Source organism: Mesorhizobium sp. BR1-1-2, assembly GCF_020165435.1.
Taxonomy (GTDB): Bacteria; Pseudomonadota; Alphaproteobacteria; order Rhizobiales; family Rhizobiaceae; genus Mesorhizobium.
In genome coordinates this window covers 26381-46531 of sequence record NZ_JAIUID010000016.1, presented here as the reverse complement: position 1 = coordinate 46531, position 20151 = coordinate 26381, and the positions used below count along the sequence as shown (strand labels likewise).

19 protein-coding genes are annotated in these 20151 nt (G+C 64.7%); 10 read left to right on the top strand and 9 right to left on the bottom strand.

The features are described from left to right. Nucleotides 1–20: 20 nt before the first annotated feature. The 7 genes from LB551_RS25435 (at nucleotide 21) to LB551_RS25405 (ending at nucleotide 8956) form a co-directional block, all read left to right on the top strand. Nucleotides 21–722 carry a nucleotidyltransferase family protein gene (locus LB551_RS25435; RefSeq protein WP_224660964.1) on the top strand — a complete coding sequence of 234 codons (702 nt, stop codon included), beginning with the start codon at nucleotides 21–23 and terminating at the stop codon, nucleotides 720–722. Further along, complete coding sequence (gene addB, locus LB551_RS25430) at nucleotides 719–3853, top strand: double-strand break repair protein AddB (protein WP_224660910.1); 3135 nt, start codon at nucleotides 719–721, stop codon at nucleotides 3851–3853. Before LB551_RS25435 ends, addB begins: the two co-directional genes overlap by 4 nt. Next, complete coding sequence (gene addA / locus LB551_RS25425; RefSeq protein WP_224660909.1) at nucleotides 3850–7368, top strand: double-strand break repair helicase AddA; 3519 nt, start codon at nucleotides 3850–3852, stop codon at nucleotides 7366–7368. Before addB ends, addA begins: the two co-directional genes overlap by 4 nt. A gap of 38 nt (nucleotides 7369–7406) precedes the next feature. Beyond that, nucleotides 7407–7766: a thioredoxin gene (gene trxA / locus LB551_RS25420; protein ID WP_404928036.1), complete on the top strand. Its 360-nt coding sequence runs from the start codon at nucleotides 7407–7409 to the stop codon at nucleotides 7764–7766. A gap of 134 nt (nucleotides 7767–7900) precedes the next feature. Continuing rightward, on the top strand, nucleotides 7901–8182 hold the full coding sequence (locus LB551_RS25415) for a cupin domain-containing protein (RefSeq protein WP_140524093.1): 282 nt from the start codon (nucleotides 7901–7903) through the stop codon (nucleotides 8180–8182). A gap of 115 nt (nucleotides 8183–8297) precedes the next feature. Further along, on the top strand, nucleotides 8298–8546 hold the full coding sequence (locus tag LB551_RS25410) for a type II toxin-antitoxin system VapB family antitoxin (RefSeq protein WP_140550420.1): 249 nt from the start codon (nucleotides 8298–8300) through the stop codon (nucleotides 8544–8546). After that, nucleotides 8543–8956, top strand: coding sequence for a type II toxin-antitoxin system VapC family toxin (locus LB551_RS25405; protein WP_224660908.1), 414 nt, complete (start codon nucleotides 8543–8545; stop codon nucleotides 8954–8956). The genes LB551_RS25410 and LB551_RS25405 overlap by 4 nt, the downstream gene beginning before the upstream one ends. Nucleotides 8957–9186: 230 nt before the next feature. Here LB551_RS25405 and LB551_RS25400 read toward each other — a convergent pair whose 3' ends face one another. The 5 genes from LB551_RS25400 to LB551_RS25380 form a co-directional block, all read right to left on the bottom strand. Then, the gene (locus tag LB551_RS25400) at nucleotides 9187–10512 is read right to left on the bottom strand and encodes a bifunctional folylpolyglutamate synthase/dihydrofolate synthase (RefSeq protein ID WP_140550417.1); all 1326 of its coding nucleotides are present in this window, start codon (nucleotides 10510–10512) and stop codon (nucleotides 9187–9189) included. Between the two features lie 62 nt (nucleotides 10513–10574). Further along, nucleotides 10575–11501: an acetyl-CoA carboxylase, carboxyltransferase subunit beta gene (gene accD / locus LB551_RS25395; RefSeq protein WP_140643805.1), complete on the bottom strand. Its 927-nt coding sequence runs from the start codon at nucleotides 11499–11501 to the stop codon at nucleotides 10575–10577. Between the two features lie 181 nt (nucleotides 11502–11682). Continuing rightward, nucleotides 11683–12522 carry a tryptophan synthase subunit alpha gene (trpA, locus tag LB551_RS25390; RefSeq protein WP_140550415.1) on the bottom strand — a complete coding sequence of 280 codons (840 nt, stop codon included), beginning with the start codon at nucleotides 12520–12522 and terminating at the stop codon, nucleotides 11683–11685. A gap of 61 nt (nucleotides 12523–12583) precedes the next feature. Next, nucleotides 12584–13834: a tryptophan synthase subunit beta gene (gene trpB / locus LB551_RS25385; protein WP_140550414.1), complete on the bottom strand. Its 1251-nt coding sequence runs from the start codon at nucleotides 13832–13834 to the stop codon at nucleotides 12584–12586. Nucleotides 13835–13923: 89 nt separating this feature from the next. Next, nucleotides 13924–14583: a phosphoribosylanthranilate isomerase gene (locus LB551_RS25380; protein WP_224660907.1), complete on the bottom strand. Its 660-nt coding sequence runs from the start codon at nucleotides 14581–14583 to the stop codon at nucleotides 13924–13926. Nucleotides 14584–14694: 111 nt separating this feature from the next. On the opposite strand from LB551_RS25380, the gene LB551_RS25375 reads away from it, so the two are divergent. After that, nucleotides 14695–14913, top strand: a complete 219-nt coding sequence (locus LB551_RS25375) for a hypothetical protein (protein WP_224660906.1) — start codon at nucleotides 14695–14697, stop codon at nucleotides 14911–14913. Between the two features lie 100 nt (nucleotides 14914–15013). Here the strand turns inward: LB551_RS25375 and LB551_RS25370 are convergent, their stop codons facing one another. From LB551_RS25370 to LB551_RS25355, 4 genes are all read right to left on the bottom strand, one after another. Continuing rightward, nucleotides 15014–15766 carry a M48 family metallopeptidase gene (locus tag LB551_RS25370; protein WP_140643796.1) on the bottom strand — a complete coding sequence of 251 codons (753 nt, stop codon included), beginning with the start codon at nucleotides 15764–15766 and terminating at the stop codon, nucleotides 15014–15016. A 203-nt stretch (nucleotides 15767–15969) separates the two neighbouring features. Next, entirely contained in the window at nucleotides 15970–16452 is a 483-nt protein-coding gene (locus LB551_RS25365) for a DUF2852 domain-containing protein (protein ID WP_224660905.1), read from the bottom strand. A gap of 117 nt (nucleotides 16453–16569) precedes the next feature. Further along, nucleotides 16570–17712: a benzoate/H(+) symporter BenE family transporter gene (locus LB551_RS25360; protein ID WP_224660904.1), complete on the bottom strand. Its 1143-nt coding sequence runs from the start codon at nucleotides 17710–17712 to the stop codon at nucleotides 16570–16572. 2 nt (nucleotides 17713–17714) lie between these two features. Continuing rightward, a complete protein-coding gene (locus LB551_RS25355) occupies nucleotides 17715–18479 on the bottom strand; it encodes an alpha/beta hydrolase (protein WP_224660903.1) in 765 nt (254 codons plus the stop codon). A gap of 219 nt (nucleotides 18480–18698) precedes the next feature. Here LB551_RS25355 and infC point away from each other — a divergent pair, with 219 nt between their 5' ends. Both infC and LB551_RS25345 read left to right on the top strand, forming a co-directional pair. Further along, nucleotides 18699–19235, top strand: a complete 537-nt coding sequence (gene infC / locus LB551_RS25350) for a translation initiation factor IF-3 (RefSeq protein ID WP_140491142.1) — start codon at nucleotides 18699–18701, stop codon at nucleotides 19233–19235. 144 nt (nucleotides 19236–19379) lie between these two features. Then, entirely contained in the window at nucleotides 19380–20006 is a 627-nt protein-coding gene (locus LB551_RS25345; RefSeq protein WP_224660902.1) for a methyltransferase family protein, read from the top strand. Nucleotides 20007–20151 lie beyond the last annotated feature (145 nt).

Sequence of the window (20151 nt, the reverse complement as noted above, 5' to 3'; positions counted from 1 at the left end):
TCGTGCCCAAAAGTGCGATCATGCTTGCCGCGGGGCTCGGCAAGCGCATGCGGCCGATCACCGATACGATCCCCAAGCCGCTGGTCAGGATCGCCGGCAAGACGCTGCTCGACTGGGGTCTCGACAGTCTCGCCGCGGCCGGCATCGACAAGGCGGTCGTCAACGTGCACTACCTTCCCGAACAGATCATCGCCCATCTCGGTGCGCGCCATGCGCCACGGATCGTCATTTCGGACGAGAGCGAGCGGTTGCTCGATTCCGCCGGCGGCATCGTCAAGGCGCTGCCGGAGCTCGGCGAACAGCCCTTCTATGTCCTCAACGCCGACACCTTCTGGATCGACCACGGGACGCTCAATCTCAATCGCCTCGCCCTTGCATGGGACGCCGCGAGAATGGATATTCTGCTGATGCTGGCGGATCTCCATCAGGCGACCGGACACTGCGGCAGCACCGATTTCCTGGTGGCGCCGGACGGCATCCTGCGGCGTTCCAAGGGCGATCCGGCGGGCCTGATCTATGCCGGGGCGGCGATCGTCCATCCGCGCATCTTCAAGGGTGCCCTGCCGGAACCGCATTCGCTTAACGCCTACTTCGACAAGGCGATCGCCGCCGGCCGGCTGTTCGGCATGCCAATGCATGGCCATTGGATCACCGTCGGCACCCCCGACGCCATTGCGAGCGCGGAAGCGGCGGTCGCCGACGCGCTAGCCGAGTCGCAATGAGCGGCCCGGGCCGCGTTTTCTCCATTCCTCCCGGTGCGCCGTTTCTGCCGACGCTTGCCGAGGCGATGCTGGCCGGGCGTCTTGTTCCGGGCTTTCGCTTCGATGGCGACCCGCTCGCCTTGGCCGATGTCACCATCTATGTGCCGACGCGCCGCGCCGCGCGCGCCTTGCGCGGCGTCTTCGTCGACAGTCTCGCGGCGAGAGGCGGCGGCGGTTCGGCGATTCTGCCGGTCATCCGACCGCTCGGCGAATTCGACGAGGACGAGGCCGCGTTCGAGACGGAAGCGTCGGCGGCCATCGACCTCGCACCGCCGATCGCGGCAACCGAACGCCTGTTGCTGCTGGCGCCGCTGGTGCGTGCCTGGAAACGCCGCTTGCCGGCGCATGTGGCGGCGCTTTTCGACGAGGAGATCGTCATTCCGGCCTCCGCCGCCGATGCGATCTGGCTGGCGCGCGACCTCGCCCGGCTTATGGATGAGATCGAGACGGAAGGCACGGACTGGACGCGGCTCGCCGATCTGGTGAGCGGCAATCTCGCGGGATGGTGGCAGGTCACGCTCGATTTCCTCGGAATCGTCACCGAAGCCTGGCCGAAATTCCTCGGGGAACGGAACCTCTCCAACCCGGCCGCGCATCGCAGCGCCCTGATCCGGCTGGAAGCGGCGCGGTTGCGGCGGAATCCGCCCGCCGGGCCGGTTATCGCCGCCGGTTCCACCGGCTCCATCCCTGCCACGGCAGAGCTGCTGGCCGCCATTGCCCGCTTGGCGGGCGGAGCCATCGTGCTGCCAGGCCTCGACCGGACGATGGATGAGCCGTCCTTCCAGGCCATCACGGCGCCGGGCGCACGTCCGGCCGTGCTCGGCCATCCGCAATACGGCCTCGCCAAGCTGATCGGCACCATGGGTGTGCTGCGGGGCGATGTCGAGGAGATCGGCGCGGCCGGACATGAACTCGCGCTTCGCGCCGCCCTCGTCGGCGAAGCGCTGCGGCCGGCCGAGACCACCGAATTGTGGGCCGAGACGCGCAGCGGCTTTTCCGTCTTCGACATCGAGCAGGCGTTCGCCGGCGTGAGCCTGCTGGAAGCGGCCAGCGAACGCGATGAAGCCGTGGCGATCGCCGTCGCGCTCAAGCGCGCGGTCGAGCAGCCCGGCCAGAGAGCGGCCCTCGTTACCGGTGACCGTGCGCTGGCGCGCCGCGTCTCGGTCGAACTCGGGCGCTTCGGCGTCGTCGCCGACGATTCCGGCGGTGTGCCGCTCTCCAACACGCCCGCCGCCGGCCTGCTTGGGCTGGCGTTGCAGGCGGTGTTCCGTCCCGGTGACCCGGTCGGCCTGCTGTCGCTGCTCAAGCATCCCCTGCTTGCCCTTGGCCTGGCCCGGACGAGCGTTCGCCACGCGGCGGAATTGATCGAGCTGGTGGCGTTGCGCGGCGGCACCGGCCGTCCCGACATCGCATCGCTGCCCGACCTGTTCGAAGCCCGCCTGGTTGACCTCGGCGGCGACAGCAGGCGGCCTTTCTGGTTTGCCCGGCTGACCGTGCGCGCTATCGAGGACGCGCGCGATCTGCTGCGGCGGCTGGTGGAAGCCGTGGCGCCGCTTGCCGCCTTTCGGGGTCAAGCCGACGCCGGTCTTGTGGCGCTCGTCGGGGCCAGCGTCGTGGTGCTGGAAAATCTCGGCCGTGCGGCCGATGGCGGACTTGGCGCGCTTTATGCCGGCGATGCCGGCGAGAAACTGGCCGACCTGTTGCGTGGACTGGTCGCGGCGTCGGTGCCGCTGTCGTTTGCCGCCGACGAATGGCCAGACGTCATGGCGGCGCTGGTCGCGCCCGAGACGGTCAAGCCGGCGCAAGGCACAGACAGGAACATTGCCATCTGGGGGGCGCTGGAAGCCCGCTTGCAGAATGTCGACACGCTGGTCATCGGCGGCATGAACGAAGGCGTGTGGCCGCGCAAACCCGAAAGCGACCGTTTCATGTCGCGGCTGATGAAGACCGGCATCGACCTGGAGCCGCCCGAACGGCGCATTGGCCTTGCCGCACATGATTTCCAGATGGCCATGGGGGCGGCGAAGGTGGTGCTGTCGCGCTCCGCACGCGCCGGCGACGCGCCGGCAGTGCCTTCGCGCTGGCTGCAGCGCATTCTCACTTATATCGGGAAGGGCCAGGCAGCCAGGCTTGCCGAACGTGGCGAGGAACTCATCGCCTGGGCGCGCGCGCTCGATACCAGCCCGCGGCGGGACTTCGCGCCGCGCCCGCAGCCGAAGCCGCCGGTCGCGCTGCGTCCAACTCATTTCTCGGTCACCGAGATCGAGACGCTGCGTCGCGATCCCTACGCCATCTATGCCAGGCGCATCCTCGGCCTGCTGCCGCTCGACCCGGTCATCCGCGACCCGGGTGCGGCCGAGCGCGGCACGCTGTTCCATGCCATCCTGCATCTGTTCTCGGGCAGCGTGGCCGATCCGCGTGCTCCCGATGCGCTGGCCGGCCTGCTCGCCGCCGGCCGGACCTGCTTTGCCGAGGCAGCACTTCCCGCCGATGTAGAGGCGGTCTGGTGGCCGCGTTTCGAAAAGCTCGCCGCCAGCATCATCGAATGGGAACGCGGCCGCGCTGGGGCCGTGGCCCGGCGCCACGCCGAGGCGCGAGCGGGCAAGACCATGGTCGGCCAATCCGGGATCACCCTGTCGGGCTATGCCGACCGGGTCGATCTTCTCCATGGCGGCATGGCCGACATATTGGACTACAAGACCGGCTCCTCGCCTTCCAAGGCGCAGGCGCACACGCTGCTGTCGCCGCAACTGGCGCTGGAGGGCGCGTTGCTCAGGCGCGGTGCTTTCCAGGAACTCGGCGCGCGCGAGCCCTCGCAATTGGCCTTCGTCAGGCTGAAGCCGAATGGCGAGGTTTTCGAGGAATCGATTCTCGAATACAACCGGCAGCCACGCACCGCCACGGACCTTGCCGAGGAGGCCTGGGCGCGGCTGGAGAAATTGCTCATCCACTATGCCGATCCGGCGGCCGGCTATCTGTCGCGGGCACTGCCGTTCCGCGAAGGCGAGACCGACGGCGACTACGACCATCTCGCCCGCGTGCTCGAATGGTCGGCGGGCGGCGATGCGGATGAGGAGGGAGGGGAGGCATGAAGAAAGCCTACCCCATCCCCGGCGAAACCGCCTCCAGGCAGGCCAGCGCCTCGGATCCGAGGAATTCCGCCTGGGTGTCGGCCAATGCCGGGTCCGGCAAGACCCATGTGCTGGCCCAGCGCGTCATCCGGCTCCTGCTTCGCGGCACCGATCCGTCGAAGATACTGTGCCTGACCTATACGCGTGCCGCCGCCGCCAACATGTCGAACCGGGTGTTCTCGACCCTGTCGGAATGGACCGCGCTCGGCGATGCCGAACTGGCGGTGAGGGTCGAGGCGCTCGATGGCCGCCGGCCCGACCGCGAAACCATGCGCCGCGCCCGCCGCCTGTTTGCCGAGGCGCTGGAAACGCCCGGCGGGCTGAAGATCCAGACCATCCATGCCTTCTGCGAATCGGTGCTGCACCAGTTCCCGCTGGAAGCCAACATCCCCGCGCATTTCGAGATGCTCGACCCGCAGATGGAGGCCTCGTTGTTCGCCGCCGCGCGCCGTGAGATGATTTCGGGCAGCGCGGCGGATCGGCCGGACCTCGCCGATGCCTTCGCCGCCGTGCTCGAGCGCGGTGGCGAGGCAGGGCTCGACGCCCTGCTCGCCGAGATCGTCCGCAAGCGTGACGAACTGGGCGCCTTCATCGGCGAAGTCGATCGAGGCGGCCCGAACTTCCAGAAGCTGTTCGACGAATTCCAATTCCGCCCCGGCCAGACCGCCGAAGGCATAGCGGCCTCTCTCTGGCCTCTGCCCGGCTTCCTGCCGGATTATTTTGCCGGCTTCGCCCAGGCGGCGGAAACCGCCGACGCCAGGACGGTGCTCAACAACATCTTGCCTCATGCGCGCCTGGCTTTCGCGGAAAGCGATCCCGTGCGCCGCCTGCAACTGCTTTCGCGGGCTTTCCTGAAGGCCGACGGCGACGTCTACGACCCGGCCAAGGCCTTCAAAAAGGCGCTGCTCGACCGGCTGCCGGACCTGGCGGAGCGCTATCTCTCGGCGACCGCCGCAATCGTCGAGACGGTCGACCGGCTCGCCCTGTTCCGGATGCTGGAGGGGACGCGCGCCGCGCTGACGCTGGCCGACTGGCTGATCGCCCGCTACGAGCAGCTGAAGCGTGGCCGCGGGTTCCTCGACTTCAACGACCTGATCACCCGCACCGTCAGTCTCCTGGCCAGGCCCGATGCCGGCCCGTGGGTGCAATACAAGCTCGACCAGGGCATCGACCACATCCTGCTCGACGAGGCGCAGGACACCAGCCCCGACCAATGGGAGGTGGTGAAGCGGCTGGCCGAGGAATTCTTCGCCGGCATCGGCGCCCGCGACAACGCGCATCGGACGATCTTCGCCGTCGGCGACGAAAAACAGTCGATCTATTCCTTCCAGGGCGCGGCACCGGATTCCTTCGCCGACAGCAGGCTCCTGTTTGCGGCCAAGGTGCGCGACGCCGATGCGCCCTTCGCCGACCTGAAGCTCACCTGGTCGTTCCGCTCGACCGACGATGTTCTGGCCGCCGTCGACCGTGTCTTCGCCGATCCGGTCGTGCGGCGCGGCATCAGCCATGACCCCGACCCGCTGAGCCACAAGGCGATACGCACCGATGCGCCGGGCTATGTCGAGGTCTGGCCATCCATCGGCGCCGATGTCGTCGACGAGCCGGACGACTGGACGCAGGCAGTCGACCATGCCCGCGCGCCGGCGGTTCGGGTTGCCGAAAACGTCGCCGCCACCATTGCCGGCTGGATCGGCAATGGCGAGGTCATCGAAGGTCGCGGCAAGAGGCTGCGCCCTGGCGACGTGCTGGTGCTGGTGCGCAAGCGCGATCGCTTCGTCCATGCGCTGACGCGTGCCTTGAAGCGTCGCGACATTCCGGTGGCCGGCGCCGACCGCTTGAGCCTGCCCGGCCACATCGCGGTCAAGGACCTGATCGCGCTCGGCCATTTCCTGATCCAGCCGCAGGACGATCTGTCGCTCGCCGCCGTGCTGCGGAGTCCGATCTTCGATCTGTCGGAAGAGACGCTTTTCACACTGGCCGCGCAGAGACCGTCCGGCCTGTCGCTGGCCGCATCCCTGCGCCAGCATGCCAGCCAAAGCGAAGCGCTCGCGGCGGTCGCCGCTCAACTAGACATCTGGGCCAACGAGGCCGCCTTCAAGCCGGTGTTCGAATTCTATGCCGGCCTGCTGGCGCACGGTGGCGTGCGCAGGAAGATGATCGCACGGCTCGGGCCGGAAGCGGGCGACATTCTTGACGAATTCCTGAGTTTCTGCCTTGCCGAGGAGCGGACCGGCTTGCCCGGACTGGAAGCCTTCCTGTCGACGCTGGAGAGCGCGGGCCCCGAAATCAAGCGCGAGATGGACCAGACCCGCGACGAGGTCCGCGTCATGACCGTGCATGCAGCCAAGGGGCTCGAAGCGCCTGTCGTCTTCCTGGTCGATGGCGGTTCGGCTCCGTTCAGCGATCAGCACCTGCCGCGCCTGATGCCGTTCGAGGGTTCGGGGCTGAACTGGAGCGGCAAGGGCTTTCTCTGGCGCTCGGCCAGCGACGTCGCCAACGGCATTTCGAAGGCTGCCGCGGCCAGGGCGCGCGATCTCGCCGATGACGAGTACCGGCGGCTGCTCTATGTCGGCATGACCCGGGCCGAGGACAGGCTGATCGTCTGCGGCTATCACGGCAAGCGCGCGCCGAACACAGGCACCTGGCATTCGCTCGTCAGCCGTGCCCTGGTCGGGGCGCCGGAGAGCGCCGAGTATCCGCACCCGGCCGGCGGCGTTTCAGTGCATCGCTTCCAGGTGACCGGGCTGCCGCCCTTTGCGCTGGTCGCCGAAAGCGAGACCAGGCAGACGCGGGACTTCGGGCCGCCGCCCGAAATCTTGTTCAGGTCGCTGCCGCCATACGAGGACCTGCCGCGCCCGCTGTCGCCATCCGGAGCCTCGGCCCTGATCGACGAGGGCAAGGAAAGCGTCATCGACACCGGCTCGCCGGTGCTGGATGGCAACGCCGATCCCGGCTTCGCCGTCATGCGCGGGCTGGCCCTGCACAAGCTGCTGCAGATGCTGCCCGGCGTGGCGCAGGACGAACGCCAGGGCGCGGCCGAAATTTATCTCGCCCGCGCCGGCGCGCAATGGCCGGGTGGAGAGCGCGAAAAGGCCGTCGCCTCGGTGATGGCGATCCTTGCCGATCAGCGCTTCGCGCCGCTTTTCGGGCCCTCTTCGCGCGCCGAAGTGGCGGTCATGGGCAGCCTCGACGTCAAGGGCACGAAACGCTCGATTTCCGGCAAGATCGACAGGTTGGCGGTGACGCCGGACCGCGTATCCATCGTCGACTACAAGACCAACCGGCCGGCGCCCGCTTCGCTGGGAGAGGTTCCGCCCGCCTATCTGCTGCAGCTCGCGCTCTATCGTGCCTTGCTGCGGCCGCTCTATCCCGGCCGCGAAGTCACGGCGGCCTTGCTGTTCACGGAGGCGCCACGGCTGATCGAGCTGCCGGCTCGGGCCATGGATGACGCACTTGCCCGACTCACGCGAGCGTGACACAAGAACTGCTTGAAGAAGGGCGCGGCAACCACCACATTTGGTGCGACGAAAAATTTCGAAAGGATTTCCGCATGGCTACCGTCAAGGTCGACAAGAACAATTTCCAGACCGCTGTGCTCGACGCCAAGGAGCCGGTCGTGGTGGATTTCTGGGCGGAATGGTGCGGTCCCTGCAAGATGATCGCGCCGGCGCTGGAAGACATCGCCAATGAACTCGGCAGCAAGGTGAAGATCGCCAAGCTCAACATCGACGAGAATCCCGAACTCGCAGCGGAATTCGGCGTGCGCTCGATCCCGACGCTGATGATCTTCAAGGGCGGCGAAAGAGCCGATGTGAAGGTTGGCGCCGCGCCCAAGACCGCGCTGTCGCACTGGATCAACGGTAATCTCGCCTGATCCATTCGAAATTCCCGATATCAAGCCCGGCCAATCGCGCCGGGCTTTTTGTTGGCGTCATCGGTCGCCCGTTCTGGCCCTGACATGCGGAGCCTCCATGTTTTCTGCTGACAGCAGAAGCAGGGAGAGAAAAAATGACCGGATCCGCCAAGGCCACCGTCTTCATCGACAATGAGCGCGTTATTGTCACGGAATACCGCTTTCAGCCGGGCGACAACACCGGCTGGCATCGCCATGGCCACGACTATGTGGTCGTGCCGTTGATGGACGGCAAGGTGAAGCTTCTGACCAAGGACGGCGAATCCTTCGCCGAAATGAAGAAAGGCGCGCCCTATTTCCGCAGGGAAGGCGTCGAGCACGATGTCATCAGCGCCAATGAAGGCGAATATGCCTTCATCGAGATCGAGCTGAAATAGCGGCGTTCGCCTCGAATACGGCAGCGGAAATTCATGGCGAGTGTGGCGAGCCATCAATTGCCATCTTGATGGCAGATGCAAGCCGGGATACATGTCTTTCAACAAGGAGTTTGAAATGGCCGAACCCCAGCTCTCAGTCCGTAGCGCAAAGGCACGCGACCTGGCTCATCGACTTGCTCGTCGCGAAAATCGTTCGATAGCGGATGTGGTGGAACGGGCGCTTGAATCGTACGAGATCCGTGAGGCGGGACGCGAGCCTGCCTCCACGTTCTATGCCCGCATTACGGCCAGTTGTGGCGCCGATATTGATCTGGAGGAAGTCATCCGCGACGGACGCCTGGTTCATCCTGGACCCGAGCTTTGATTTTCGTCGACACCAACGTGATTTCGGAGACATTCAAGAAGGCACCGGACGAAGCCGTTCTGGCCTGGCTTGTCCGCAACGATGCTGAATTGGCCCTTCCCACGGTGACGATTGCTGAAATTGCCTTCGGCATCCAAAAAATCCGACCTGATGAGCGTGCGGACCGCCTAGAGGAGGGACTTTCTCAATGGCGCCGTCGTTTCGCCGACCGGATTTTTGGGCTGACGGAAGAGGCTGCGCTAGCTTACGGGGAGATCATGGGAACCGCCAGCCGCCTAGGCCGTGGAATGTCGGCTCCCGATGGCATGATCGCCGCGATCGTGCGTGTGAATGGTGGTCGGCTGGCGACGCGCAACCTCAACGACTTTGGCGCCGCCAACCTCGACCTGATCTCACCGTGGGATTTCTAGAGCAATTCCTGGAAAAGTGTGTACGGTTTTCCCGGAAACGCGCGTAGCGCTTTCCCTTTGGGAGTTGCGCAAAAACAAAGAGATAGAGCGGTTCGCCGTTTCCATGAAACGGTGAACTGCTCCAGCGTTGAAACGAATTCACGCGAAGCGTTTTTGGTATGTTGTGCCATGACGCCCAAGCCGAGATCGCTTCCGGCGCCGGGTAGGATAGATTTCTGATTATCGGTATGTCACGTCGGCGGCGTGCCGTTCTCCGCCAACACCGCTCCAGCCAGATAGAGCGAGCCGCCGATCAGGATGCGCGGCGGCGGGCCGTCCCAGGTGTCGCGCAGCAACATCAGCGCGCTGGCGACGGAACTCACCGGCTCGGCCGTCAGCCCGGCCTCCGTGGCGCGGGCTGCCAGTTCGTCGTTCGGCACGCTGGCGTCGCTTAGGCTCACCGGCACCGTATAGACGTGCCGGGCGAGGCCATTGAAGGCGCGGAAATAGCCGCTCTGGTCCTTGGTGTTGATCATGCCGGAGATGAGAAAAAGCGGCCTGGGGTTCTTCTCTTCCTGTTCGGCGAGCGCCTCGGCGACGACCACGCCGGCGCCCGGATTGTGGCCGCCGTCGAGCCAGATGTCGGCGCCCTTGGGCGCCAGTTCCGTCAGCCTGCCTTGCGACAGCTTCTGCATCCGCCCCGGCCAGGCGACAGTGGTCATCGCCTTCTCGGCGGCACGGTGGCTGATCTCGAAGCCGGCTGCCTTGACGGCGGCGATCGCGGCGGCCGCATTGGCGAACTGGTGGCGCCCGGGCAGCCGCGGCGGCGGCAGATCCATCAAGCCGTCATCGTCCTGATAGACCATGCGGCCGTTCTCCTCGAAGGCGAGGAAATCCTGTCCATAGACCAGGGTCGGGCAGCCAAGCCGCTCGGCGGTTTCGATCAGCACCTGCTGCGCCGCCTCGGTTTCCTGCGCCCCGATGACCACCGGGCAGCCGCGCTTGATGATGCCGGCCTTCTCGGCGGCGATCAGTTCGACGCGGTCGCCGAGATAGGCTTCGTGGTCCATCGACACCGGCATGATCACCGAGACAGCCGGCCTGGCGATGACATTGGTGGCGTCGAAGCGGCCGCCGAGCCCGACCTCGATGATGGCGGCGTCGGCCGGATGCTCCGAAAACAGGATGAAGGTGACGGCGGTGAGGATCTCGAAAACGGTGATCTTCTCGCCGCCATTGGCCTTGGCGACGCGGGCGATAGCCTCGGCGAAGATATCGTCCTCGACCAGCCTGCCGCCGCCATCAGCCGCCAGCCGGTAGCGCTCGTGCCAGCTGACCAGATGCGGCGAGGTGTGCACGTGCACGAGCCGGCCGGACGCTTCCAGAAGCGCCCGCGAGAAGGCGGCGCAGGAGCCCTTGCCGTTGGTGCCGGCGATATGGATCACCGGCGGCAGCAAGTCCTGAGGATTGCCCAGCCGCTCCAGCAGCCGTGAAATGCGGTCGAGCGAAAGATCGAAGCCTTTCGGGTGAAGCGCCATCAGCGCTTCGATTTCACGGTCGGCGGCAAGCGTGGTCATGTAAGAGTCCTAAGCGCGCGATGGATCGCGCGCAATCGCGGTTCGCGGCAAAGAGTGTCGCGTCAGGCCTGCGGCCGTGCTTCCGTGGCGACCACCGCCGGCGGCAGGATTTCCGGTTCCAGGGGCTTGTGCTCTTCCGGCATCTTGAGCAGCATCTTCAAGAGCCGCGCGATGGTCTGGCGCATCTCCAGTCGCGACACCACCATGTCGACCATGCCGTGCTCCATCAGATATTCGGAGCGCTGGAAGCCATCCGGCAGTTTTTCCCGGATGGTCTGCTCGATGACCCGCGGTCCGGCGAAGCCGATCAGCGCGCCTGGCTCGGCGATGTGCACGTCGCCCAGCATGGCGTAGGAGGCAGTGACGCCGCCGGTGGTCGGATTGGTCAGCACGACGATGTAGGGAAGGCCGGCCTCCTTCAGCCGGTCGACGCCGACCGTGGTGCGCGGCAATTGCATGAGCGACAGGATGCCTTCCTGCATGCGCGCGCCGCCGGAAGCGGCAAACAGGATCAGCGGCCGCTTGCGCTGCACGGCCACCTCGAAGGCATGAACGATGGCGTCGCCCGCGGCCATGCCGAGCGAACCGCCCATGAAGGCGAAATCCTGCACCGTCACCACCACCGGCAGGCCTTCCACGGTGCCCAGCGCGTTGACGATGGCATCTTCCAGGCCGGTCTTGGCCTTGGCGTCCTTCAACCGGTCGGTGTAGCGCTTCTCGTCACGGAACTTCAGCGGGTCCAGCATGACCTTGGGATTTTCGAGCTGCTCATATTTGCCGTCGTCGAGGAAGTATTTCAGCCGCTCCTTGGCCGAGATCTTCATGTGATGGCCCGAAGACGGGATGACGAACTGGTTGGATTCCAGATCCTTGTGGAACACCATCTCCCCGGTCTCGGGATCCTTGATCCACAGGTTCTCGGGCATGTCGGTGCGCCGGCCGAGCATCGAATTGATCTTCGGGCGAACGTAGTTGGTGATCCAGTTCATCGCTTCGGCTCCTGTCCTGACGAAGAGTTAGAGCAATTCCAGGAAAAGTGTGAACCGGTTTTCCGTCCGGAATTGCGGTAAAACAACAAGATAGAGCGGTTCGGCGTTTCCGTGAAACGCCAAACCGATCCAGGGCATGCCGCCCGGGATGGCGACGTGCACAAGACCTGAGGTAGGAAAACTATTCGGCGGCAGCAAGGCGGGCCGAGCGCACGCCCTGTGCAAGGCCGCTGACCAGCGTGGCGACGGCCTCGGCCGGGTCGGCGGTCTTTTCGCCCTTCGGCCCCAGCACATTGGCGACCGCATTGACGATCGCGGTGCCGACGACGACGCCGTCGGCATTGGCGCCGATGACGCGCGCCTGTTCGGCGGTCTTGACGCCGAAGCCGACGCAGACCGGCAAATCGGTATGGCCCTTGATGCGCTTGACCGCCGCGGCCACCTTGCCGGTGTCGGCCAGCGCGGAACCGGTGATGCCGGTCATGGACACGTAATAGACGAAGCCGGACGTGTTCTGCAGCACCTTGGGCAGGCGCTTGTCGTCGGTGGTCGGCGTTGCCAGCCGGATGAAGTTGATGCCGGCTTTCAGCGCCGGGATGCACAGCTCCTCGTCCATCTCAGGCGGCAGGTCGACAACGATCAGCCCGTCGATGCCGCTGGCCAATGCGTCCTTGAGAAAGCGGTCGACGCCGTAGATGTAGATCGGGTTGTAATAGCCCATCAGAACGATCGGCGTCTCATTGTCGCCGGTGCGGAAGTCAGCCGCCATCTTCAGCGTCTTGACCAGCGTCTGGCCGCCTTTCAGCGCCCGCAAGCCCGCGGCCTGGATCGCCGGGCCATCGGCCATCGGATCGGAGAACGGCATGCCGAGTTCGATAATGTCCGCGCCGGCCGTTGGCAGCGCCTTCATGATCGACAGCGACGTCTGATAGTCCGGGTCGCCGCCCATGAAATAGGTGACGAGCGCTGGGCGGCCTTCGTTCCTGAGCTTCGCCATGCGGCGGTCGATGCGGGTGGTCATGTCTGGCCCTTTGGACGAATTTTGCTCATAATCAACTCCCAAGTCGAACTGTCCAACGGGCCTAGATCTCCATGCCCAGCATCGAAGCCACCGTATGCACGTCCTTGTCGCCGCGGCCGGACAGGTTGACGATGACGATCTGGTCCTTGTCCATGGCGGGCACGATCTTCACCGCATGGGCGATGGCGTGCGCCGATTCGAGCGCCGGGATGATGCCTTCGACGCGCGTGGTCAGCTTGAAGGCCTCCAGCGCCTCGTCGTCGAGGATCGGCACGTATTCGACGCGGCCAGAATCGCGCAGCCAGGAATGCTCCGGCCCGACGCCGGGATAGTCCAGGCCGGCCGAGATCGAATGGCCGTCCATGATCTGGCCGTCGGCATTTTGCAGGAGATAGGTGCGGTTGCCGTGCAGCACGCCCGGCGCGCCGGCATTCATCGAGGCGCAGTGTTCGACGCCGTCGAGGCCACGCCCGCCAGCCTCGATGCCGATGATGCGGACATCCTTGTCGTCGAGGAACGGATGGAACAGGCCGATAGCATTGGAACCGCCGCCGACGGCGGCAATGATGGTGTCGGGCAGCCGGCCCTCCTGCTCGAGGATCTGCGCGCGCGCCTCCGAACCGATCACCGACTGGAAGTCCCGCACCAGCTCCGGATAGGGGTGCGGGCCGGCCGCGGTGCCGATCAGGTAATAAGTGTCCTCGACATTGGTCACCCAATCACGAAGGGCTTCGTTCATGGCGTCCTTCAGCGTGCCGTGGCCGGCGGTCACCGGCCGCACTTCGGCGCCGAGCAGCTTCATGCGGAACACGTTGGGGCTTTGGCGGGCAACGTCGGTGGCACCCATATAGACGACGCAGGGAAAGCCGAAACGGGCAGCGACGGTGGCCGACGCCACGCCGTGCTGGCCGGCTCCGGTCTCGGCGATGATGCGCGTCTTGCCCATGCGCTTGGCCAGCAGGATCTGGCCGAGGCAATTGTTGATCTTGTGCGAACCGGTATGGTTCAGGTCCTCGCGCTTGAAATAAACCTTTGCGCCGCCCCCGAGGCCCTTTGCCGAGGAAACCTCACGAAGATGTTTCGTCAGGCCCTCGGCGAAATAAAGCTTCGACGGCCGTCCAGCATAATGGGTCGAAAGATCGGTGAGCTCAGCCCTGAAATCCGGATCGTTCTTGACCTCGTTCCAGTGCCGTTCGAGGTCGAGGATCAGCGGCATCAGCGTTTCGGCAACGAAACGACCGCCGAAAATGCCGAACATGCCCTGTTCGTCGGGTCCCGTGCGGAAGGAATTGGGTGTCGCCGGCTTGTTCATCGCCGATCTCCTGGCATCTCGATTTTAGTTGAGCATGTCTTGTCGAAAACCGGTTTCCACTTTCCGGGACATGCTCGGGTTTGAGCCGGTCAGGCGGCGCGGTCGTCTCGCGCTGCCTTGAGGGCCCGGAAAAACTGCTCGATCAGCGCTGGATCCTTGACGCCCGGCGCGCTTTCCACGCCGGAGGAAATATCAATTCCGGGCGGGCTGGCAAGCCGAAGGGCATCGCCGATATTGGCGGCGTTGAGCCCACCGGAAAGCATGTAATCGAGCCCGGCGTCAAGACCGGCCAGGATGCGCCAGTCGAACGCAACGCCATTGCCGCCCGGCAGTTCGGACCCCTTCGGCGGCTTGGCGTCGAACAGGAACCGGTCCGCGACCCCGACAAACGGTTTGATGCGCTCGAGATCGGCGGCTTTGCTGAGCGGCAGCGCCTTCATGACCGGCAGGCCATAGCGAGCTTTCAGCTCGGCCACGCGCTCTGGCGTTTCCGAACCATGGAGCTGCAGCATGTCCGGGCGCATGCGGTCGATGATCTCGTCCAGGAAGGCGTCATTGGCGTCGACGGTAACGGCAACCGCCAAAGCCTTGCCGCGGGCGGCTTCGCGCAGCCGCCCGGCTTCAGCCGGTTCGACGTAACGCGGGCTCTTAGCAAAGAAAATGAAGCCGACATTGCTGGCGCCGCCGGCCAGCGCCGCGGCCATTGCCTGGTCGGTCTTCAAGCCGCAGATCTTGATGTCGAGTGCCATGGCGCGGGAATTGGCATGAAATCGAGGCAGAGTCGAGAAAAAGCATGCTGTTTGCCGGCAAGGCCAACGGCGCTACCTATCCATGGGAAGCATGCAAGGCGGGAGAACATCATGGCCGACAGAACCGTTGCCGAACTCAGGCAGAAGATCGCGCAGGCGCGCGAAGTGATTGCGCATCTGATGGACAAGGCCGCCTTCAACGGCGCCGAGGCGCATCGGGCGCTCGATTATTTCGGCGGCGACGCATTCGACCGGAATTTTTTGCCCTGGCCACATCACGCCGAAGAGGGGCTGCGGCCGGAGGAATTGAATGCGGCGAATGACGATTGAGCGATTTGCGCCCTGGTAGATGCCCGGCAGGGCAGCGGGGGGCGCGAAGGAACGCTACCTAGCCATTTGATTGACGGCCGCCTCTGAGCGACGCGTTATTCTATTCAAACACAATCGCCTGCAGGGCGCCGCCATTGCGCTTCAGCCAGTCCTTGCAGCGATCGGTGTCGGGGCAGAGCTTTTCGCACAATTTCCAGAATTTGGGGCCGTGGTTCATCTCTTTCAGATGCGCTACTTCATGCGCGACGAGGTAGTTGATGACGGGCGGCGGCGCCATCATGATGCGCCAGGAAAAGGACAAATTGCCTTCGGAAGTGCACGAGCCCCAGCGGCTGGACGTGTCCTTGTAGCGGATCGCCTTGGCGCGCTTGCCAAGCGCCTCGGTGTGCCTGGCCACCAGCTTCTCGATCTCCTTCTTGGCCTCGCGCTTTAAAAAATCGGCGATGCGGCGCGGCAGGTGGATGCGCTCGCCATGCACGATCAGCAGCGGGCCGCGTTCGTCGCGCGACACGGTGACGGTGCCGCGCCTTGACGGCTCATGCACGATACGGTGCGGCACGCCGCGTATGGGGATCTTGATGCCGGGCCGTACCTGCGGCCGCGTCGGCACCTTGGCCAGCCGCTGCTCCAGCCAGTCCTGATGACGGTCGAGGAACCGCTCCACCTCGCCGCGGCGCAGGCCCGGCGGCACGGTGATACGCAGGCCCTGGCCGCCGGAATCGATGCGCAGCGTCAGACGGCGCGCCCTGTCGCTCTCGACGATCTTGAGCGGCAGCGTGCGGCCGGCGACGCAATATTCGCGCTCCACGACAGGCTTGGGCTTCGTCAGATTGCGGAAGAATCCGAGGGTCATGGCCGGACGATACGCGATTCGAGAAAAACGAATAGAACAAAAAAGCAACGGCGCCGCTCGCGCGGCGCCGTTTTTTTTACAATCAGATCTGCCCTACCGCGCCACGCGTCCTGTGGGACGCACAAGCGACAGTGTAGCACTTAAAAGTGGCGCGTGACCCTTGCCGAAAATCGGTTCCGGTTTTCGGAGGCATGCGCCGGGCTTTAGTCGTCAAGCAGGTTCGAGCCCTTGCCGCGCTTGGTGGGGGCCGTGCCGGTGCTTGGGCCGGATTTCGCCGGCGCGGTCGACTTGTTGCGGTTGGCCATGAAGCGATCGAACTCGTCCTGATCCTTGGCGCGACGCAATTCGCGGGCGTAGTCGTCGAACTCGGTCAGCATCTCGTCGAGCTTGCGGCGTTCCTCTGCCAGGCGCTCAAGCTCCTTTTCGCGCCAGTCGTCGAACGCGACGTTGCCGGTGCGGGCGGAGCCGTGGCCCCAGCGCGCGGCTTTGTCGGAACCGCGGCGGCAGCCGGCGAAGATGCCGTCGGTCGCGCGGTTGACGTCACGCTTGAAGCCCTCGAGCCGGTCGCCCCAGATGATGTAGGCGAGCATGGCGAAGCCGAGCGGCCAGAACACCATGAAGCCGATCACCATCAACGCGATGGTTGCCGGCGTCCAGGCCGGGCGGATCAATGCAGATGTGTTCATTTTCTCCCATTCCTTCGGTTGGAGACAGCCAGGACCGGCTGCGTGGAATCGAAATGGGAAGGCAAAAACGGCGATTCAAGACAATGTCGGCTAAAACCGGACAAGCTGCTGAAATGATTATCGCTTTTTGAGCATATCGAGGAAAAGCACGACCAGCCCAGCAATTAGTCCCCAGAAGGCGGCGCCGACGCCGAACAAGGTCAGCCCCGAAGCGGTGACGACGAAAGTGACGGTGGCGGCCATGCGCTCGCTTTCGTCCTTGAGCGCGATCGCCAGCGCGTTGGCCAGCGAGGCCATCAGCGCAAGACCCGCAACCAGCACGATCAGGCTCTGCGGCAGGACGGCGAAGATCGCCACCAGAGAAGCGCCGAAAATCGCGAAGATCAGGTAGGCAAGCGCATAGAACGGCCCGGTCTTCCAGCGCTCGGCGGGATCGGGATGAACATCGGGCCCGGTGCAGATAGCCGCCGAAATTGCCGCCAGATTGGTGGTCGAGCCGCCGAACGGCGCCGAAAGCAGCGAAAACAGGCCGGTGATGCCGATCAGCGGACCGGGTTCCGGATGGTAGCCGGCGGCGCGCAGCACGGCGAGGCCCGACAGGTTCTGCGAAGCCATGGTGACCAGGTAGAGCGGCACTGCCAGGCCGATTATCGCCTTGGCGGTGAACACAGGCGCAATCACAGTGAGTGAGGACAGTTCAGGAGTGGGCAAGCCGCCGACGCGGCCGGTGAGAAACGCGGCGAGCCCGCCGCCGACCAGCACTGCCAGCACCGACAGCGCCGGATTGAACAGGCGGATGGCGAAGAAGGCGGCGATCAACGGCAGGATCAGCCAGGGGTCGGCGGGAACAGTTTTGACCGCATTGAGCGCGAAGGTGACGACAATGCCGGCCAGCATTCCTGAAGCGACCGAGGGCGGTATCCCCGAGATCAGTTTCGTCAGCGGCCGGAACAGCCCGGTGGCGACCAAAAGAATGCCGGTAACGATGAAGGCGGCGACGGCCTCGCCGATCGAAAAGCCGCTCGACGCCGCCATCAGCGCCAGGCCCGGCGTCGACCAGGCGGTGATGACGGGCATTTTCGTTCGCCAGGACAGCCACAGGCTTTCGATGGCCATGGCCAGGCAGATGGTGGTCACCCAGCTCGCCGTCTGAATTTGCGTCGCCTCGACCGCGTGGGCGGCGGCAATGACGATGGCCAGCGTACCGCCGAAGCCGACGATGGCCGCGACAAAGGCTGAGATCGGGATGGAAAGGCGCATCGTCACCTGCCTCGCCCGGCCATGTCGCCGACCGCCCGCACCAGCATGTCGAGATCCTGCGGCCGCGACAGCCGGTGGTCGCCGTCGGGGATCAGCGACAGCGTAACATCGTCGGCCGGCAGCAGGCTGACCAGCTTCAGCGCATGGCTCGACGGCACGTCTCGATCGGCCAGGCCCTGCACGATGTGGACGGGGCAATGCGTGTCGAGCGGGCCGGTCATGACCAGGTTGTCGCGCCCATCGTCGATCAGGGCGCGCGTGTAGATGTAGGGCTCGGTGGAATAGTCCGACGGCTCCTCGAAGAAGCCTTTTTTGGCAAGGTCGCGCTTCTGCGCCTTGGTCAGCGCCGGTTCGACCAGTTCCGCGGTAAAATCCGGCGCCGGCGCCAGAAGCACCAGACCGACGACGCTTGCGTCGCCTGCTTTGCGCAGTTCCTGCGCCATGCGCAGCGCGATCCAGGCGCCCATCGACGAGCCGACCAGGATCTGGCTGCCGCTGGCGAAATGCCGGAACACGGCCAGGCTTTGCGAAAGCCATTTCGAGATCGTGCCGTCGGCAAAGGCGCCGCCGGATTCGCCATGGCCGGAATAGTCGTGACGAAGGAAGGCGCGGCCTTCTTTTGCCGCCCAATCCGATAGCGTTTCAGCCTTCGTGCCCAGCATGTCCGACTTGTAGCCGCCGAGCCAGACGACGCCAGGCGTCGCACCCGCTATATGGCGCACCGCGATGTTCGATCCGTCGACATCCAGAAAGACAGGGGCAGTCATGGCTTTTTTCCTCGCGCCGTCGTTCGGCGCAGGGTCTTGTGACACAGCCTGTGGCGTGGCGAAAAGTGCTCGCGATCTTTCTTTGTTTGGTGCAGGCAGCGATCAGGTGATTTTCTGTCGATGCTGTGCTATTGACTCCGCCCGCGCGCTCCCCACATTGGCGCGTCCACATATCAAGACCTGCAAATCCAGAACGAAACGGCCAAGGAGACCACGACCATTCGCAGACCTTTCAAAGCAGCGGCGCCGACCAAGGATGGGCCGCGCTCCAATCGTGACATCCGGGTTCCCCGGGTCCAGCTTATCGACGCCGAAGGCCAGAACCGTGGCGATGTTTCCATCAACGACGCATTGCTGCTCGCCGAAGAGGCAGGGCTCGATCTCGTCGAGATATCGCCCAACGCGCAGCCGCCCGTCGTAAAAATCCTCGATCTCGGCAAGTTGAAATACGCCAACCAGAAGAAGGCGGCCGAGGCGCGCAAGAACCAGAAGGTCATCGAGATCAAGGAGATCAAGATGCGCCCCAACATCGACAGCCATGACTATGAGACCAAGATGAAGGCGGTGCGCCGCTTCTTCGAGGAAGGCGACAAGGTCAAGCTGACATTGCGCTTCCGCGGCCGCGAGATGGCGCATATGGAACTCGGCATGCAGCTTCTGAACAAGGTGCGCGAGGAAGTGGCTACCATCGCCAAGGTGGAAGCGGAGCCGAAGCTCGAAGGCCGCCAGATGATGATGGTGCTGGCGCCGCGCTAGATCACGATGACGTCAGGCTCGGACATCGCGCTCTAAATCCGCCTGAATTGTGCTACAGGGCGTCCCGGCGATCGGCGGGACGCCTTATTTCTTGGCTCAAAGCTGCGATCGCCGGCAAAGCTCTTCGACGATCGGATTCCTCCCTTGGACAAAAAACTCAAATACGGGCTGGGTAGCTACCAGCGCACCCGCAGGCTGGTGCTTGCCGTGCTCGTGGTGGTGCTGTTCGCAGCCCTGCTGTTCGGGCAATCGACCTTCCCGCCCGACACGGCGATGCATGAAACGATCGAGATGTTCGGCGTGCTGCTGATTTTCCTGGGCATCGTCGGGCGCCTTTGGTCAACACTCTACATAGGTGGGCGCAAATCTTCCGAAGTTGTGACGGGCGGGCCCTATTCGATCACCCGCAACCCGCTCTATGTGTTCTCGACCGTGGCCGCGGCCGGCGTCGGCGCGCAGATCGGCTCGTTTTCCGGCATCATTCTGTTTGCTGTCCTGTGTGCGGGCGCCTTCCATATCGTCATCCTGCGCGAGGAGAAATTCCTCAAGGAAGCGCTCGGCGCGCCCTTTCAGGCCTATCTGGCAAGAGTGCCGCGCTTTTTCCCGAAGCTTTCCCTCTACCAGGAGGGCGACACCGGCAGCTTCAAGCCGCGTCTGCTGTTGACCACACTTCTCGACGGCCTGGTGTTCCTCATCGCGCTGCCAGCCTTCGAACTGATCGACGGCGCTCAGCAGTCGGGTATGCTGCCGGTGTTGTTTACGCTCCCCTGATCGAGGACCGAGCGACGCATCCCGGCGTCGGTAAAGCGCGGCGCGGGGGTGTGGTGCGGGGGGTGTTGCGCAGCCGCCTGCTTTGACGTATAGGACCGCCGTTCCAAGAAAACCGCCCGGCAGGGCATGCCGTGGCGGTTTCATT